This is a genomic window from Serratia sp. JSRIV004, from assembly GCF_019968705.1.
GTDB lineage: Bacteria > Pseudomonadota > Gammaproteobacteria > Enterobacterales > Enterobacteriaceae > Chania > Chania fonticola_B.
Genome location: NZ_CP074140.1, coordinates 23,224 through 40,517 on the forward strand (window position 1 = coordinate 23,224; position 17,294 = coordinate 40,517).

Sequence of the window (17,294 nt, forward strand, 5' to 3'; positions counted from 1 at the left end):
TGTGCAGCGGCCCGCCGTGGTGAGCGCTGCACCTGCAAATCTATGGGATAACTCAGAGCTGTTCCAGGCCGATCAGCATGGCGCTTTCCGGATCCAGTACCGGTAACGCCAGGCCGACCTGTGCCAGCCATTCCCCGCTAACGTCGCAGGGCTGTTTCATCCAGGCGGGTAACTGGCGCATGGTATGGCCACCCTGCTGTTGGTGAATCAGCGGCGGGGTATCCAGCAGGGTGATCCGATAACGTGCATCCGGCCTCAACCCTGGAATGCGCAAATTACCCGGCAACTGGTGATCCGGCATCGCCAACTGGCTGACCAGAATGACTGCTCGCTCCTGTCCTGGGGCAACCACGCCATTAATCTGGGTGCTTGGGTCGTGATGATCGATACGGATAACATCGCCGCTATGTAGCAGCGGCCGGAGAGATTTGTGCAACGCCACATAGCGGACGAAGCCAAGCTGTTCGGCGTCACCTTCTTTGACCGGGTCGAGTTCGATACCCATGTGACCGAACAGCGCCGTCAGGCCGCGAAAACCGATGCTGTGCTGACGTTCGGTGGCGTGACAACGTCGGTTGCCGATGTGTGAGCCCATCACTTCCGGGGGGAAGAAATAGCTCATGCCACGCTGAATGGTTTGACGTTCCAGCGCGTCGTTGTTGTCGGAGGCCCAGAAGCGGTGGCAGCGTTGCAGGACCTCATAATCGATACGGCCCCCACCGGAGGCGCAGGATTCGAATTCCACCTGCGGGAAGCGTTCCCTCAAACTATCCAACAGGCGATAGAATTGCTCGGTCTGGGCTGTCAGCGAGGCGCGGCCAAGGTGTGCGGGTTGCACGATCTCGCGGTTCATGTCCCACTTGATGTAGTCGATATCATGATTGCTCAGTAGCCAGTTCATACGCTCCAGCAGGTATTCGAAGACCTGTGGGTTGCACAAATCGAGCACGTACTGAAAACGTCCGGTAGGTTGCTGATAGCCCAGTAAACCTAACACCCAGTCGGGGTGAGCCCGGAACAGATCGGAATCTGGATTGATCATCTCTGGCTCCACCCAGATACCGAATTCCATGCCTAGCCGTTTAACATGCTCGATCACCGGTGCCAGCCCGTTCGGGTATTTTTTCTCGTCCAGATACCAGTCGCCAAGTGCGGCGCGATCGTGGTTGCGCCCACGGAACCAGCCGTCATCAATGATAAAGCGTTCTACGCCAAGTTCGGCCGATTTGGTGGCCATTTGCATGATGTACTCGGGCTGGTGGTCGAAATAGATGCCCTCCCAGGTATTGAGATGCACGGGACGTGGCTTGTGTTCAGGGAAGTGCAGGATATTCTGGCGGACATAACGGTGAAACTGCTGGCTGAGCGCATTCAGACCCGTGCGAGAGCTGGCGGCATACAGCCAGGGCGTGCTTAGGCTGGCTCCGCCTTCCAGCTCCTGCTCGCCTGGCAGATACAGGGCCTCTGCCTGCAGCAGGCGGCGGCCATCGGTTTTCACATCGGCGCGCAGGCGATGGTTGCCGCTCCAACCGAGATGAATGCCCCAGACTTCCCCTTGTTGCTCGCTGAAGCCACGGCTACCTACCATCATGCCGGGGAAGTATTCATGAGAGCTGCGTCCTCGGCGGTTTTCCTGCAGGTATCCACCATGCTCCAGGGTGACGCGGTGCGGTTGGAACTCGCGGATCCAGCGGCCATGAAACGCCATCACTTCACCAGCACGCTCAGGCAAGGGCAGTGTTAACGCCAATCGGTTAACCCAGTAACGAGCAGCATGATGATTGATCAACGTATGGCGCATCTTTAGCACGCCGCTGGCGCTGTCCAATTGCAGTTCGCTGCGTAGTTGCAGCCCAGCCTGTGGGTCTTCTGCCAGGATCAGTAACTGATTGTCTTGATGCGTGATTTCGCTGGTGGTGAATACGGGTGACCAATCGTAGCCGTCACGATGGCCTTCCACTCCCGGTGAGCCAAACAGACCGCGTCCAGATTCTGCCGCCAGCGTCAGTGGCGCATCGACATCCAGCCTGCCGTTGGGCACCGCCCGGCTCAGCGTCAGGACATCTTCCGGCATAAACCCGCTTAAATGAGGGCCCCAATAGAGAATTTCGGCAAACGGCTGGCAACGAACAATGACGTCGGTCATGGGGCTGGTTAACCGCACAATGGTGGGTTCCATGTTTTGACTCCTTTACGATCTTTGGCTCAACTCAGTGGCCTCATCATTGATCCGAAACGTTTCGGATTAAAACCTAAACGTTTCGGAACTGTGATCTGGTCGGGCAAAAAACGTCGTTGTTTTAAACGATCAGGAGGTAAGGGGGAGCTCGTCAGGGTTGGGTTTTAGCACCGGTTGCCACAGTACCTGTAATTGTTGCAGGGGTTCACCACGGATCAGGCCAAGAGTCATTTGTGCGATTTGTTGGCCGACTTCTGCGCGGGTGGCTTGGACGATGGAGGCTACAGGAAGATCGAGCAGGCTTTCCGCTGGTAATCCGTCATACACCACCAGAGAAACTCCACCGGGGCCGAGTTTATCGGCATCACGAAGCGCCATTGCTGCCCCCTCGCCGTGACCGTTGCAGTCAGTAATGATTGCCGTCGGTGGATCGGCTAACGCCAATAACGCTTGGGTGGTCAGATAGCCCGCGCGACGGCTTGGCGTGATACTGCACAGATAATCGTCACGTTGTTGCAGTTGATGGTTGGCCAGTCCATCCAGATAACCTTGGCGGCGTTGGCTGATAAATGACTGCTGGTTATTTTCGCCCAGATAGGCAATTTTCCGGTGGCCGAGCGCCACCAGATAGTCCACAGCCATCAGGCTGCCAGCGCGATTATCAAAATCAAACCAGGCGTAATCTTTCACCAGTTGGCTGCGGCCGAGCGCCAGAAACGGGAAGTTAAGCCGCTGTAATTCATGCAGACGCGGATCGTTGTCTAGCGTATGGGCAACAATCAACGCATCAACACGTTTGCTTGCAATCAGACGAGTAAAGGCCTGATGGGGCGCATCATCTGCCACCAGCAGCAGATCGATCTCGTGGCGTACCAACTCATTGCTGATACAACCGATCATCTCCATCAAGGTAGAGTTACTTAACGTGTAGTTATTGAAGGGAAAAACCAGACCAACGGCGTCGATTTTGCCCATTTTTAAGCGGCGTGCCAGGGTATTGGGGCGATACCCCAAACGCTCTGCCTCAGCCTCTACCCGTTGGCGCGTATCTTGGGCCACGTCGCCGTAGCCATTCAGGGCGCGACTCACGGTGGTAACGGAGAGATCCAATGCTTTGGCAATCGCTTTCAGGGACATATTTCACTCTACAGAAGGTGTTGGGATGCCGGGCGAGAGTAACACAGGCAGAGGAACCGGCGGGAGAGGTGAGGGCAGGAAATGCGAACTGGCGGGGCAAAGGCCCCGCACTGTGGGCTTACAGCGGGCTGAGAGTGATCTCGACGCGGCGGTTCTGCGCCTTGCCTGCGGTGGTGCTATTGGAGGCGATCGGGTTATCCGGGCCAGCACCGGTTGAGCGGATGCGGTTGGCGGCTACCCCTTGGGTGATTAGCGCGCTGGCCACACCGTCTGCACGTTGCTGGGACAGCGTCATATTATGCGCACGGGCCCCGGTGCTGTCGGTGTAACCCACCACGTTGACGGCGGTTTTCTCATACTCTTTCAGCACCATCGCCACGCCGGTCAGGGTGTTGGCGCCCGCCGGTTTCAGCGTGCTGCTGTCGGTATCGAAGGTCACGTTGTTCGGCATATTCAGCACGATATTATCGCCCTGACGGGTAACGCTAACGCCGGTGCCTTTCATTTTGTCGCGCAGTTTGGCTTCCTGCACGTCCATGTAGTATCCGGCGCCACCGCCTAATGCGGCACCGGCTGCGGCGCCGATCAGCGCGCCTTTGCCACGGTCTTTTTTCGATGAAGAGATCATACCGATACCGGCACCCAGGGCAGCGCCAACGCCAGCGCCAATACCGGCTTTGCCGGCTTCTGACTCCCCGGTGTAAGGGTTGGTGGTACAAGCCGATAGCGTCATGGCAACGGCTACTGCACCAGCAATTATCGCAATGCGTTTTTTCATTGTTAGTTCCTTTAAAAGCAGGGATATCTGCGTGCGCTACTCCAAACTGGAGGCGCTAAATCGTCGGCATTCAGCCGCCAGCCCCAAACGGGCCGCGCAACTATGACGTACCTTTTGGCCCGCAGTTCCGATAAAAATCGTGACAAATTATAAACCTGTAAGCCAGGCAGGAAGGTAGCCGCCAAATCGCCGCTTGGGAACCAGAACAAACTGAATTGATGTGGGAGTGGTTGATCTTTCGCCCCGATGAGATGCGATTAGGCTAACGTTTCGCCATTGCTGGCGATCACGCGGCGATACCAGTCGAAGCTCTGTTTCTTCGAGCGGGCAAAGCTGCCGCTGCCGTCGTCGTGCTTATCCACGTAGATAAAACCGTAGCGCTTACTGTATTGCCCGGTGGTGAAGGATACGCAGTCGATACAGCCCCAGGGGGTGAAGCCCATGACCTCAACGCCGTCGTCGATCACCGCTTTTTTCATCTGCTCGATGTGCGAACGCAGATAGGCGATGCGGTAATCGTCGTGGATCTGGCCATCGGCCTCGGGCTTATCCAGCGCACCGAAGCCGTTCTCGACGATAAACAGCGGCTTCTGGTAGCGTTCATAGAGGATATTGAGCGTATAGCGCAGCCCCACCGGATCGATCTGCCAGCCCCAGTCGGACGCTTTCACATAAGGGTTCGGCACGCTGCCTTCAAAACCGGCCAGCGCCGTGCCCGTGCCGATGGAGTCCGCCTGCACCGCGTTACTCATGTAGTAGCTCAGGCCGATATAGTCTGCACAACCTTCACGCAGGATCTGCTCATCCTCCGGTTGCATCTGGATGTGGTAACCCTTGCGCTCCCATTCGTGCAGGATGTAGGACGGGTAATAGCCGCGCATATGCACATCGCCAAACAGGAAGCGTTCACGCATCGCCTCTTGGGCGTACATCACGTCGTCCGGATTGCAGGAGAACGGATACAGCGGCACCATGGCGATCATGCAGCCAATCTGCAGTTCCGGGTTGATGGCATGTCCCAGTTTGACCACCTGTGCGCTGGCGACAAACTGATGGTGCAGTACCTGATACATGCACTCTTCCGGGTTCGGTTCCTGGGTGAAAATCACCCCTGAACAGCAGTAGCCGAACAGCGGAGTCTTCCAGTTGCGCTGGTTGTTGATCTCGTTGAAGGTCATCCAGTACTTCACTTTGTGCTGGTAACGGGAGATGACCACTTCGCTAAAGCGCACAAAGAAATCGACTACCTTGCGGTTTTTCCAGCCGCCATATGCTTTCACCAGATGCCATGGCATCTCAAAGTGGGAAAGAGTGATCACCGGCTCAATGCCGTATTTCAGCAACTCGTCAAACAGGTTGTCGTAGAACTGTAACCCTTCTTCGTTCGGTTCCAGCTCGTCCCCCAGCGGGAAGATGCGCGACCAGGCAATAGAGGTGCGGAAGCACTTGAAGCCCATTTCGGCAAACAGCGCGATATCGCCTTGATAACGGTGATAGAAGTCCACCGCCTCGTGGTTGGCGTAGAGGTAGCCTGGTTCAATGCCGTCGGTGATCACGCGATCGACGCCGTGGGCACCGCTGGACAGCACATCGACGATGCTTGGGCCTTTACCGCCCTGATCCCAGCCGCCTTCAACCTGATGTGCCGCTACCGCGCCACCCCACAGGAAATTATCCGGTAACTGTTTTTTCATAACTTTGCTTCTCTTGGTAGATGAATTTAGGCCATTTCAGGCTTGTTGAGCGGTGCCGCTGGCGCAGGCTGTTCTTCTTTGAAGCCGACGATATAGGTTAGTACCGCACCAAGCACAAATGCCACGCAGATGGACAACAGGAAGCCAAGGAACTGCGGCATATGGCCTTCTTTAAAGAACACCGGCAGCACGGCAATCCCCGGCAGGCAATAGCTCCATGACACCGCGTTGAAGGCTCCGGCAATGGAACCGCCGACCGCACCGGCGACACAGCCGCAAATCATTGGGCGTTTCAGACGCAACGCCACGCCGTAGATGGCGGGCTCCGTGATGCCAAACAGGGCGGTCATGCCCGCAGACAGCGAAACGCGCTTCATCTCCGGGTCTTTGGATTTCAAATAGACGCCCAGCACGGCACCCGCCATGGCAAACACCGGCGAGGCTTGCAGGCCGGTAAAGGTGTCATAACCCAGTGTGGCATAGTTCCCCACGGTGACCGGCGTGATCCCCCAGTGTACGCCCAGCGTGACCAACGGCATCCACAGTGCGCCTACCACCGCTCCGGCAATGGAAGGGCTGAGGTGATACAGCGTGTTATAGACGCCACCGATGGCACCGCCAATCATGTTGCCGATCGGGCCAAAGGCCAGCAGCGTCAGCGGCACCATGATCGCGATACAGAACATCGGCGTGAACAGGTTGCGGATCACCAGCGGCAGGATGCGTTCAAAGAAACGCTGCACATAAGACATGATCCAGACCATCAATATGATCGGGATCACCGAGGCGGTGTAGCTGAGATACTGCACCGGCATGCCCAGGAAGGTGAGGGGATCGGCGTTAATCGGGATACCGGCCACCTCGGCCAGCACCCTGGCAATCTGTGGGTTATTGACGGCTTCCTGCATCAAAGCCTGCATGGCCGGATCGGCAGAGTTCACCAACAGGATTTTATTGGCGGTGAGCATGTTCATATAGTCTGGAGAGACCAGCGCACAGGCCGCGATCACTGCGGTGAACGGGTTGACGTTGAATTTTTTCGCGGCGGTGAAGGCCACCATCACCGGCAGGAAAGTGAAGCCGGTCCAGGAAACGAAGTTCAGGATACGATAGGTGCCGCTGGCCGGATCCATCCAGCCCAAGGCAGCAAACAGCGAGATGAGCCCCTGCAACACCCCGCAGGCTGCCAGCGGATACAGGAAGGGGGCGAAGATGCTGGAGATAATGTCCATCAGGCGGCTGACGATGCCGACGTTCGGCGCGCTGACCGCCACGTTCTCATCCATATTGACCAGCTTCAGCACTTCCCGATAGGCATCGCCGACGTGGTTGCCGATCACCACCTGCAATTGGCCACTGGATTCGATAACGGTAATAACGCCTTTGACGCGTTTCAACGTGTCTTTATCGGCCTGGCTACTGTCTTTTAGAATAAATCGTAAACGGGTGGCGCAATGTGTGACATTAATCACATTATTATCGCCGCCAATCAGGCGCACGATCTCTTTTGCCGAGTCAGCATAATTAATTGCCATCAACGTAACTCCATCTGTGGGGTACAGAAATATCGGGCTTTATTGTAGGTCGAAGGTGATTTCTAAATGGATAGTAGCAAACGGCAAGAGAATGTCACGATATAACAAAATGGCAAAATAGTGATTTGTCACATACAAAAAACAGGGTGTTATTTAACGTGCTTTAACTAATAACATTAATGGCCGAGGCTTTTAGCCAGCTTTTTCCCTATCGCCTCCAACATATACATCACCGGTACCTGGGTAGTGATATCGTATTCGCTGGCAATGCGGATTTGCGGCATGTGATAAGAGAGGTTAAAGTCCGCCATGCGCGCCAGTGAAGAGGTTTCGCTATTGGTAATGCTGACGATCTTACAGTTATGCAGGCTAAATTGGCTGGCCAATTTAAGAATTTCCGGCGTTTCTCCAGAAACCGATAAAATAATGGCTACCGCGTTTTTATACATATCGCTGCTGATGGGATAATAAGGATCATCGATATAATTACTGAATTTACCAACGTTAGAGAAAAAACGGGCGCCGTACTTACCTAAGGTGCCGGATGTTCCTGCTCCAACAAAGATGATCCGTTCCGCGTTGGCAATGTGCGCTGCCGCATCCGTAATTAACTGTTCAAACTCTTCATTGTTAATACTCTTGAAGAAGCTGACAATTTCACTGACGCCGGAGGTTAGCAGCAGCTTGTCTTCCTGTTCCAGATAGAGTTTAAAACGAATGCGGAATTCCGAATAGCCGCTGAAATTCATTTTCTTACAAAAGCGTAATACCGTGGTGGTGGAGACCTTGGCACCGTCCGCCAGCTCGCGAATGGTCATATACATAACCTTGTCCTTATTTTTGATGACGTAGTTGTACACCATCAATTCAAGACCGTTGAGCTTGGATAAGGCGATATGGGTAAACATGCGGGATCTCGTTGACAAGGTTGGCTGCCAAAGTACCAGAAGCGGGCAGGGATGACAAAGCCCGCCCGCCGCTTCTTCAGGGGTAGCGCAGTTCGGTTGCGGCCCAGTTCATGATCAGCGTATGGGCCTGGGTCTCCTGGTTGAACTGGCGTTGTACTTCACTGAACCCATGCTTGCGGTAAAAGGCGCAGGCCCGCAGATTCTGCTCGTATACCTCCAGGCTCAGCCAGCCGTGCTGTTGCTGCACGTGTTCCATCAGCGCTGCTCCGACGCCTTGGCCGTGGAAGCGTTCATCGACAAACAGCGCACCCACAAAGCGTTCATCCAGCACGCTGATAAAACCGGCGATCTGCTGGTGGTGCAGATAAACCCAGGTTTTGGCGCGTGGCAGATAGCTTTCACGCACCAGTTGGGCGGTTTGCTGCCAATAATCGGCCGCGATAAACGGATGGGCTTGGGTGGTACTTGCCTGCCACAGCGTCATAAGCGGCTCGATATCTGCCGGGACGGCGGTGCGGATCATGCCTGGCGCTGCTTTGGGTGGCAAAAGCACCCGGTAACATGATCGTTCACCAGGCCGCTGGCCTGCATAAAGGCATAGCAGGTGGTTGAGCCGATAAATTTAAAGCCGCGCTTTTTCAACGCCTTGGACAGGGCATCGGACTGTTCGGTTTTGGCTGGGACTTCGCCAAGCGCCTGCCAGTGATTGATCAGCGGCTTGCCGGTGACGAATTGCCAGATAAAGGTGACAAAATCCTCTCCGGCGGCTTCCATCGCCAGATAGGCCTTGGCATTGTTGATAATCGCCTCAATCTTGCCGCGATGGCGGATGATGCCGCTGTCTTGCATCAGCGTTGCCACGTCTTGCTCGGTCATGGCTGCAATGTGCTGCGGATCGAAATTGTGGAAGGCACGGCGGTAGTTTTCACGTTTTTTCAGCACGGTGATCCAGGAAAGACCGGCCTGCTGGCCTTCCAGGCACAGCATTTCGAACAGCTCGCGTGCGTCGGTGGTGGGTACGCCCCATTCCTGGTCATGATACTCAAGATATAGCGGATCGGCGGTAACCCAACCGCAACGTTCGATGGCCATACGAGGATTCCTTTTGCTGTATTTATTTACAGGTAATCATCGCCGTAAGTTGCCTGCTTGGCAACCCTTCGCACGATTTATCGTCAGTTAACTTGACGTTATGTGAATCCCCGCAATATTTACTACACGGCTATGGCGATAACTGCCAACGATAAGAACAGGATTTCCTCTATTTATGACTAGGAGTCTATTTATGCCTCTGAAAAGACAGGGTAAGCACACCCCAACGGTGCTTGCCGTGACGTTAGCTTTTTGCCTCAGTGCTACGGCACAGGCTTACGATCAACTGTACGTGTTTGGTGACAGCCTGAGTGATACCGGCAATAACGGCCGCTTCACTTATGACAGTAACCAACATCGGCTGTATGACGAAATACTGGGCCAGCGCATCGGTGCCGCGCTGGTGGCGTCCGATAGCGGTGGCTACAACTATGCTGCCGGTGGTGGCGTGGCTGTACCGGCGCTAAACCCGGCGGACAATACCGAGGATCAGCTACAAAGCTACCTTGCGCGGGTTAACGGCAGGGCCGACGGCGACGGTCTGTATATTCACTGGATTGGCGGTAACGATCTGGCCGCCGCGGCGATGAATGTGGCAACCGCACCGGAGGTGGCCTATACCAGCGCCTTGGCTGCGGCGACTCAGGTGCACGCTTTATTGAACGCCGGTGCCGGGACGGTGATAGTGCCAACGGTACCCAATATCGGCTCAACCCCGCAGTTGATGGAACTGATTATCCAGCAGGCGCTGGGGCCAGTGCAGGGCGCGGCCATACTGGCGGCGTACGGCAAGCTTAATACTCTCGCCACGCCGGATAACGCTTCGCGCCAGCAGGCGATCCATCAGGCTTTAGGTGCCGCGGCACAGCAGGCCAGCAGCAATCCTATGGTGCAACAGGCCATCGCTGCCCAACTGAGCGCGGCTTTTGACAGTTTCAGCGCCCAGGCGGCCCAGCTTACCGATTTTTATAACCAGAGCGAAGATCGCCTGTTGGCTCAGGGCGGCGGTAATATCGTGCGCGTAGATGTCAACAAACTGTTCAGCGAGGCGATCGCCAATCCGGGCCAGTTTGGTTTTACCAACACCGCCGGTATGGCCTGCCCAGCGGGAGTTTCTTCGGCGGTATGCAGTTCGTCCATGCCAGGCTTTAACAGCGAGCAGGCTTATCTGTTTGCCGATCATTTCCACCCTAGCCCACAGGCTCACCAACTGATCGCCGATTATATTCAGGCGGTATTGGATGGCCCGGCGCAGGCAGTGGCACTCAACCAGGCAACCGCCGCCTTCGCGCGTGATAGCCGTGCTACCCTGGACAGCCGTTTTCAGCAGCTACGCACCAACAGCAATCCGCAGGGGTCATTTGGCGTGTTCGGCGGCTATGCCGGGCAACGTTACGATTATTCTGCCAATACGGTTGCCGGGGATGGCGACGCCACCACGCATAACCTAACGCTGGGCGTGGATTATCAACTGACGGATGAGTGGCTGATAGGTGCGCTGATCTCAGGTTCCAACGACAATCAGCAACCTTCCAGCCGTTACGATTATAAGGCGCGTGGCGTGCTGCTGTCGGCCTTCAGCTCAGTAACGCTGTTTGAGCAGGGATGGGTCAATGCCGATTTGCACTATGCCAGCGTGAATTACGACGATATTAACCGCAGTATGCAGCTGGGTTCGCTAACCCGCACAGAAACCGGCGATACCGATGGTAAGCAGTGGGGCGCACGCGTTACTGCGGGGTATGACTTCCCAATCGCTTCGTACCTCACCACTGGGCCGATGGCCCAGTTTGCCTGGGATTACAGCAACGTCTCCGGTTATAGCGAGAATGGCGACGACAGTACGGCCATGCGTTTCAACGATCAGACCTATCATTCGCAGATTGGCGCTGTAGGATGGCGATTGGATAGCCAACTTGGGGTAGTTAATCCCTACGCGGAGGTGAGCTATCAGCATCAGTTCGGTGATGGCGTTTACCGGGCAGGCGGTGGATTGAAATCGACCCAGACCTCATTCACCCGCGACAGCGCCAGCCAGGATAAAAACTGGATGGATATCACCTTGGGGGCGAATATGCCATTGAGCGATCGGGTGGCGGCCTTTGCGACGGTTTCGCAAACCAGCGGCTTGAGCAGTGGTGAGCAATTTATGTACAATGTGGGGGTCAGTGCGCGTTTTTGAAGAATGGCTTTAAACTTAATTGCCCGGTGCCAGACGGTTTGGTGCCGGGAAGAATAGGAGGGAGTTGTGCTTACCATTATTACGGGACAGTGCCTGACATCAGGGGCTGTCAGCCCTGTTAGCCATCGCCTTGCCCAAGCCCTTCACCGAAAAAGTACAGTGTCTGACTGTACTTTAGTATAACTATCATTTGCTCCTAAAAGACTTTATCGTTACGGCATAAGAGCAAAAGATTTAAATAAAAAAACTGATCCCGTTTAAAGGATCAGGAGCCAATTCGGCCAACACCAGGGAAATTTTGTTGTCATTATTATAAATAACAGGTTGTCTGTCAATTGTTCTCTCGCTCGCCAATCAACGAGTGGGAGCGCTTTTGCGTGCCTGAAATATATAAAAAACGTATCAATCTCAGCCCCTATCATTAGTTTTTTAGCTTTAACCTGTTATTAACAATCAGAAAGTGAGCTATTATCAGATATGACGTGGTGTTTTTTGCCGAATGTTAACATTTTTGGCAAAAAAACACCCAATGAAAAACACTTCAGCAACTAAAAAATTTATCACGCAGACTGTCGTAAACCCGTTATTAGCGCAGTGAAAAAATCAGGCTTTGATATCTTGGGGTGAACGTGGTTAAAAAACACAGTTCTTTCATTAAATATATCAAGCATTAAAATCATCACGGAATTTTTTACTCACTATGAATTTTCTGTTTTTTTTTATGATAAAATATTACCTCTATGCTGTCCTCTGAAATTTGTAACGGGAATTTCAATAAGGAGACTTTGCGTGTCGAGTTTATTCTTTAATAATGAATTTATTAACTCAGTCATAAAGAGTTATTTGGAGGAAAACTTACAAGAGTATAACAGCATAAAGTACGCTTATGCGATCATGAGCAAAATAAACCCTGCCGATTTCGCCATCATTTCTAACAAAACAGAATGGTTTGAGTTTTACACCGCAAATAACTACCAGTTTATCGATCCGGTATTGATTACGACATCCCGGCGAGTGACTCCCTTCGTCTGGGATGAAAATATTAAGAACGGCTCTGGGTTAAAACACCCCAATATTTTTGAGATGGCCAAGAATTATAACATCATCAATGGCTATACGTTTGTGTTGCACGATCATAATAATAATCTGGTGGTGCTGTCTCTTTTTATGGATGACTCCTGTGACGAAAATATAGAAGAGATTATCAAAGAGAATCAACATAAACTGCAAATGCTGTTGATCACCGTGCATGATAAATTAACCGCACTTTATCACGAACTGAATAACACCAGCGATGATGACCAAATCAACCAAAAAGAGCTGTTCTCCAAGCGCGAGAATGAGGTGATTTACTGGGCAAGCATGGGAAAGTCCTATCAGGAAATCGCGCTGATTTTGGGGATCAAGCTCACCACCGTAAAATATCATATCGGCAACGTGGTCAAAAAATTAGGCGTTACCAATGCCAAACATGCCATCAGGCTTGGCGTCGAACTGAAGCTCATCAGGCCGGTGCTTTACGAGCGGGAATGAGAGTGGCCAAGCGCTCAACGTTGCCTTCCGGCTTGAACGTATCGATGATCAATGTCGGATGGTGTAGCGGTTGCTTAGGCCGCCCCTATTCATTGAGGCTTATCGCCTGGCTCAATCTCGTTCAGGCAACAGCTATCGACTCGATCCCTTCCTAACTGGCCGCGCTGCGCGATTTTTTCACGAAGATTGACACTTGCTGCGGGATTCTGGCTGTATATCTTACGGTCAACGGGTATACTGGCCCATTCTGTTAAATCCACTTGTATCGCGTGCGAAATCAACATGCAAAAGTTTGATACCAAGACCTTTCAGGGTCTGATCCTGACACTACAGGACTATTGGGCGCGCCAGGGCTGCACCATCGTGCAACCGCTGGACATGGAAGTTGGCGCGGGGACATCCCACCCGATGACCTGCCTGCGTGCACTGGGCCCAGAGCCAATGGCCACCGCCTATGTGCAACCGTCTCGTCGCCCAACCGACGGCCGTTACGGGGAAAACCCGAACCGCCTGCAGCACTACTATCAATTCCAGGTGGTGATTAAGCCATCGCCAGAAAACATTCAGGAACTCTACCTGGGTTCCTTGAAGGAACTGGGTCTGGATCCGACCATCCACGATATCCGCTTTGTGGAAGACAACTGGGAAAACCCGACGCTCGGTGCCTGGGGTCTGGGTTGGGAAGTGTGGTTAAACGGCATGGAAGTCACGCAGTTTACCTATTTCCAGCAGGTTGGTGGTCTGGAGTGCAAACCGGTCACCGGTGAGATCACCTACGGTCTGGAACGCCTGGCGATGTACATCCAGGGCGTGGACAGCGTCTACGATCTGGTTTGGAGCAATGGCCCATTGGGCGTTACCACCTACGGCGACGTGTTCCATCAGAACGAAGTGGAGCAGTCCACCTATAACTTCGAATACGCCGATGTCGATTTCCTGTTCTCCTGCTTCGAGCAGTACGAGAAGGAAGCACAAACGCTGCTGGCATTGGAGAAACCGCTGCCGCTGCCGGCTTATGAACGTATCCTCAAGGCTGCTCATACCTTCAACCTGTTGGATGCACGCAAGGCGATCTCGGTTACCGAGCGTCAGCGCTATATTCTGCGTATTCGCACGCTGACCAAAGCCGTTGCCGAGGCCTACTACGCTTCCCGCGAAGCGCTGGGCTTCCCAATGTGTAACAAGAAGTAGAGGCAGCTATGACACAACAGACTTTCCTGGTGGAAATCGGCACGGAAGAGCTGCCGCCGAAGGCTCTTCGCTCACTGGCAGAAGCCTTTGCCGCCAACTTTACCGCTGAACTGGACAACGCTGGCCTGGAACATGGCGAAGTGAAGTGGTTTGCCGCTCCGCGCCGCCTGGCGTTGAAAGTGGCGGATCTGAGTGCTGCGCAGGCCGATCGTGAAGTTGAAAAACGCGGTCCAGCCATTGCCCAGGCGTTCGATGCCGAAGGCAAACCGAGCAAAGCGGCCGAAGGTTGGGCGCGTGGCTGCGGTATTACCGTCGATCAGGCCGAGCGCCTGGTGACCGATAAAGGCGAATGGCTGCTGTATCGCGCCCATGTGCCTGGCCAATCTGCCCAGCAACTGCTGGCCGGTATGGTGAGCACCGCGCTGTCCAAGCTGCCAATCCCGAAACTGATGCGCTGGGGTGATAAAGAAACCCAGTTCGTCCGCCCTGTGCATACCGTGACCCTGCTGCTGGGTGCAGAACTGATCCCTGGCACCGTGCTGGGTATCGACTCTGCCCGCACTATTCGCGGCCACCGCTTTATGGGTGAAGCCGAATTCACCATCGATAATGCCGATCAATACCCGCAGATCCTGTTGGAGCGCGGCAAAGTGGTGGCGGATTATCAAACCCGTAAATCCTTGATCAAGCGTGATGCCGAGTTGGCTGCACAGCAGATTGGCGGTAAAGCCGATCTGAGCGAGAGCCTGCTGGAAGAAGTCACCTCGTTGGTCGAATGGCCAGTGGTGCTGACCGCCAAGTTCGAAGAGAAATTCCTGGCGGTGCCGGCGGAAGCGTTGGTGTACACCATGAAGGGCGATCAGAAGTATTTCCCGGTGTATGACGCCGCGGGCAAACTGCTGCCGAACTTTATCTTCGTCGCCAATATCGAATCGAAAGATCCGCAGCAAATTATCTCTGGTAACGAGAAAGTGGTGCGCCCACGTCTGGCGGATGCCGAATTCTTCTTCAATACCGACCGCAAGCAACGCCTGGAAGACAACCTGCCGCGTCTGGAAACCGTGCTGTTCCAACAGCAACTGGGCACCCTGCGCGCCAAGACCGACCGTATTCAGGCCATGGCTGGCTGGATCGCTGGCCAGATCGGGGCTGACGTCAACCACGCCACGCGTGCGGGGCTGCTGTCGAAGTGCGATCTGATGACCAACATGGTGTTCGAATTCACCGACACCCAAGGCGTCATGGGCATGCACTATGCGCGCCATGACGGTGAAGCCGAAGACGTGGCGGTAGCGTTGAACGAACAGTATCAACCACGCTTTGCCGGTGATGAGCTGCCGCAATCGTTGGTGGCCTGCTCGTTGGCTATTGCCGACAAAATGGACACCCTGGCCGGGATCTTCGGCATCGGGCAACATCCAAAAGGCGATAAAGACCCGTTCGCACTGCGCCGTGCTGCGCTGGGCGTACTGCGTATTATCGTTGAGAAAAACCTGCCGCTGGATCTGCAAACCCTGACCGAAGAGGCTGTCCGCCTGTATGGTGACAAGCTGACCAACGCCAAGGTCGTAGATGAGGTTGTCGACTTTATGCTGGGCCGTTTCCGCGCCTGGTATCAGGAAGAAGGTCACGCGGTGGATACCATCCAGGCCGTGTTGGCTCGTCGCCCAACCAAGCCAGCAGACTTCGATGCGCGGGTAAAAGCGGTGACGCATTTCCGTACGCTGGAAGCAGCAGCGGCATTGGCGGCTGCCAACAAGCGCGTTTCCAATATCCTGGCTAAATCCAACGATACGCTGCTGGACCAGGTCCACGCATCGGTATTGAAAGAACCGGCCGAACTGAAGTTGGCAACCCACTTGGTGGTGCTGCGCGATAAGCTGCAACCGTTCTTCGCCGAAGGCCGCTACCAGGAAGCACTGGTAGAACTGGCCGCACTCCGTGAAACCGTGGATGCGTTCTTCGACGGCGTGATGGTGATGGCAGAAGATGAAGCGGTGCGCGTGAACCGCCTGACTCTGCTGAGCAAGCTGCGTGAGTTGTTCTTGCAGGTCGCGGATATCTCCGTACTGCAATAATGGTGTAAAGCCCAAGAAAAAGCGCCTGCGGGCGCTTTTTCTTCTCTGATGGCGGCCGCGCAACGGTGAGTTATTCTGCGAGCCTCGCACAATCACATTTCGTATCGCTGGCAGTTGATCTATTCTTGTAGACGCACGGAGGGCGGCAGACGGCATGGAATCCGATAAAAGACACGTTTATAACAGGAGTTATGTCACATGGCTGTAGGGATCCAGAGCAGAAGTTTCGCGCGTTGGCTGGCACCGGTGTTGGCATTGTTGGTGGTTATGCAACTGACCGCCTGCGGCGATAAAGAGCCGGAGCAGCGCAAGGCATTCGTTGATTACTTACAGAATACGGTCATGCGCAGTGGCGTACATATCCCGACGTTGAGCGAAGATCAGAAACAGAAATTCGGTGCTTATACCAGCGATTACGCCATTCTGGTGGGCTTTTCCCAGCAGTTGACCAAGTCGGTGGACGCTAGCCTGACCCCGGCGCTGGAGCAGGTTAATCAGATCCGCACCGCGCAGGACTACATGAGCAAGCGCGATAGCTTGCAACAGTCGATCGGCGCGTTAAACCTGCTGGGCCAGCAGATCCAGACTGCCAAGGCGCAGGCGGATACCGCTCGTGCGGCGCTGAAACAGCCGGACGACCTGAAAGCGGTGTACAACCAGGCGTATGACAAGATCGTTACCGCACCGGCCAATGCGCTGATGCCAGCGATCCCAACCACCGCCGGTTTTGTCCAAGACCTGGTACAGGTAGGGGATTTCCTGCAGGCCCAGGGCAATCAGGTCAGCTTCAACAACGGTGGCGTGCAGTTCCGCACCCAGCAGCAGGCGACGCAGTACAACACCATGATGTCCAATCTGGTGGCCAAGCAGCAGGACTTGCTGAACGCACAGAAAACCGTGCTGGCGGTAATGCAATAACCTTCGTTCTAAACAATGTATGTGGGCCAGCGTTTGGTACCACATACATTATTCCGCTTTTTTCCAACT

The 17,294-nt window shown here is 54.4% G+C and carries 13 protein-coding genes; 5 read left to right on the forward strand and 8 right to left on the reverse strand.

Annotated features, from left to right (window positions below; genetic code table 11):
* Positions 1–52: 52 nt before the first annotated feature.
* The 8 genes from KGP21_RS00100 to KGP21_RS00135 form a co-directional block, all read right to left on the reverse strand.
* Positions 53–2,179, reverse strand: coding sequence for an alpha-galactosidase (locus KGP21_RS00100; RefSeq protein WP_223536747.1), 2,127 nt, complete (start codon positions 2,177–2,179; stop codon positions 53–55).
* Positions 2,180–2,308: 129 nt separating this feature from the next.
* Positions 2,309–3,316 carry a LacI family DNA-binding transcriptional regulator gene (locus KGP21_RS00105; protein WP_059199253.1) on the reverse strand — a complete coding sequence of 336 codons (1,008 nt, stop codon included), beginning with the start codon at positions 3,314–3,316 and terminating at the stop codon, positions 2,309–2,311.
* 118 nt (positions 3,317–3,434) lie between these two features.
* Positions 3,435–4,094 (reverse strand): OmpA family lipoprotein, encoded by a 660-nt coding sequence (locus KGP21_RS00110; RefSeq protein ID WP_223536750.1) that lies wholly within the window; start codon positions 4,092–4,094, stop codon positions 3,435–3,437.
* A gap of 257 nt (positions 4,095–4,351) precedes the next feature.
* Entirely contained in the window at positions 4,352–5,788 is a 1,437-nt protein-coding gene (locus tag KGP21_RS00115; protein WP_223500578.1) for a 6-phospho-beta-glucosidase, read from the reverse strand.
* 26 nt (positions 5,789–5,814) lie between these two features.
* Positions 5,815–7,323, reverse strand: a complete 1,509-nt coding sequence (locus KGP21_RS00120) for a PTS transporter subunit EIIC (protein WP_059199250.1) — start codon at positions 7,321–7,323, stop codon at positions 5,815–5,817.
* A gap of 176 nt (positions 7,324–7,499) precedes the next feature.
* Positions 7,500–8,231 carry a MurR/RpiR family transcriptional regulator gene (locus tag KGP21_RS00125; protein ID WP_059199249.1) on the reverse strand — a complete coding sequence of 244 codons (732 nt, stop codon included), beginning with the start codon at positions 8,229–8,231 and terminating at the stop codon, positions 7,500–7,502.
* 76 nt (positions 8,232–8,307) lie between these two features.
* Positions 8,308–8,754 carry an N-acetyltransferase gene (locus KGP21_RS00130; protein ID WP_223536752.1) on the reverse strand — a complete coding sequence of 149 codons (447 nt, stop codon included), beginning with the start codon at positions 8,752–8,754 and terminating at the stop codon, positions 8,308–8,310.
* Positions 8,751–9,323, reverse strand: a complete 573-nt coding sequence (locus tag KGP21_RS00135; RefSeq protein WP_223536753.1) for a DNA-3-methyladenine glycosylase I — start codon at positions 9,321–9,323, stop codon at positions 8,751–8,753. Before KGP21_RS00135 ends, KGP21_RS00130 begins: the two co-directional genes overlap by 4 nt.
* Before the next feature lie 193 nt (positions 9,324–9,516).
* Here KGP21_RS00135 and KGP21_RS00140 point away from each other — a divergent pair, with 193 nt between their 5' ends.
* From KGP21_RS00140 to KGP21_RS00160, 5 genes are all read left to right on the forward strand, one after another.
* Complete coding sequence (locus tag KGP21_RS00140) at positions 9,517–11,505, forward strand: autotransporter outer membrane beta-barrel domain-containing protein (protein WP_223536754.1); 1,989 nt, start codon at positions 9,517–9,519, stop codon at positions 11,503–11,505.
* Positions 11,506–12,294: 789 nt separating this feature from the next.
* Complete coding sequence (locus KGP21_RS00145) at positions 12,295–13,038, forward strand: LuxR family transcriptional regulator (protein ID WP_218520064.1); 744 nt, start codon at positions 12,295–12,297, stop codon at positions 13,036–13,038.
* 282 nt (positions 13,039–13,320) lie between these two features.
* Positions 13,321–14,229: a glycine--tRNA ligase subunit alpha gene (glyQ, locus tag KGP21_RS00150; protein WP_021181351.1), complete on the forward strand. Its 909-nt coding sequence runs from the start codon at positions 13,321–13,323 to the stop codon at positions 14,227–14,229.
* Between the two features lie 8 nt (positions 14,230–14,237).
* The gene (gene glyS / locus KGP21_RS00155; protein ID WP_059199243.1) at positions 14,238–16,307 is read left to right on the forward strand and encodes a glycine--tRNA ligase subunit beta; all 2,070 of its coding nucleotides are present in this window, start codon (positions 14,238–14,240) and stop codon (positions 16,305–16,307) included.
* Between the two features lie 198 nt (positions 16,308–16,505).
* A complete protein-coding gene (locus tag KGP21_RS00160; protein WP_059199242.1) occupies positions 16,506–17,225 on the forward strand; it encodes a DUF3053 domain-containing protein in 720 nt (239 codons plus the stop codon).
* The last annotated feature ends 69 nt before the right edge of the window (positions 17,226–17,294 follow it).

Excerpts from the sequence above, each read along its gene's own strand:
- KGP21_RS00120 (WP_059199250.1), bottom strand. The coding sequence starts at position 7,323 with ATGGCAATTAATTATGCTGACTCGGCAAAAGAGATCGTGCGCCTGATT.
- glyS (WP_059199243.1), top strand. The coding sequence starts at position 14,238 with ATGACACAACAGACTTTCCTGGTGGAAATCGGCACGGAAGAGCTGCCG.
- KGP21_RS00115 (WP_223500578.1), bottom strand. The coding sequence starts at position 5,788 with ATGAAAAAACAGTTACCGGATAATTTCCTGTGGGGTGGCGCGGTAGCG.
- KGP21_RS00135 (WP_223536753.1), bottom strand. The coding sequence starts at position 9,323 with ATGGCCATCGAACGTTGCGGTTGGGTTACCGCCGATCCGCTATATCTT.
- KGP21_RS00105 (WP_059199253.1), bottom strand. The coding sequence starts at position 3,316 with ATGTCCCTGAAAGCGATTGCCAAAGCATTGGATCTCTCCGTTACCACC.
- glyQ (WP_021181351.1), top strand. The coding sequence starts at position 13,321 with ATGCAAAAGTTTGATACCAAGACCTTTCAGGGTCTGATCCTGACACTA.
- KGP21_RS00140 (WP_223536754.1), top strand. The coding sequence starts at position 9,517 with ATGCCTCTGAAAAGACAGGGTAAGCACACCCCAACGGTGCTTGCCGTG.
- KGP21_RS00130 (WP_223536752.1), bottom strand. The coding sequence starts at position 8,754 with ATGATCCGCACCGCCGTCCCGGCAGATATCGAGCCGCTTATGACGCTG.
- KGP21_RS00125 (WP_059199249.1), bottom strand. The coding sequence starts at position 8,231 with ATGTTTACCCATATCGCCTTATCCAAGCTCAACGGTCTTGAATTGATG.
- KGP21_RS00110 (WP_223536750.1), bottom strand. The coding sequence starts at position 4,094 with ATGAAAAAACGCATTGCGATAATTGCTGGTGCAGTAGCCGTTGCCATG.
- KGP21_RS00100 (WP_223536747.1), bottom strand. The coding sequence starts at position 2,179 with ATGGAACCCACCATTGTGCGGTTAACCAGCCCCATGACCGACGTCATT.
- KGP21_RS00160 (WP_059199242.1), top strand. The coding sequence starts at position 16,506 with ATGGCTGTAGGGATCCAGAGCAGAAGTTTCGCGCGTTGGCTGGCACCG.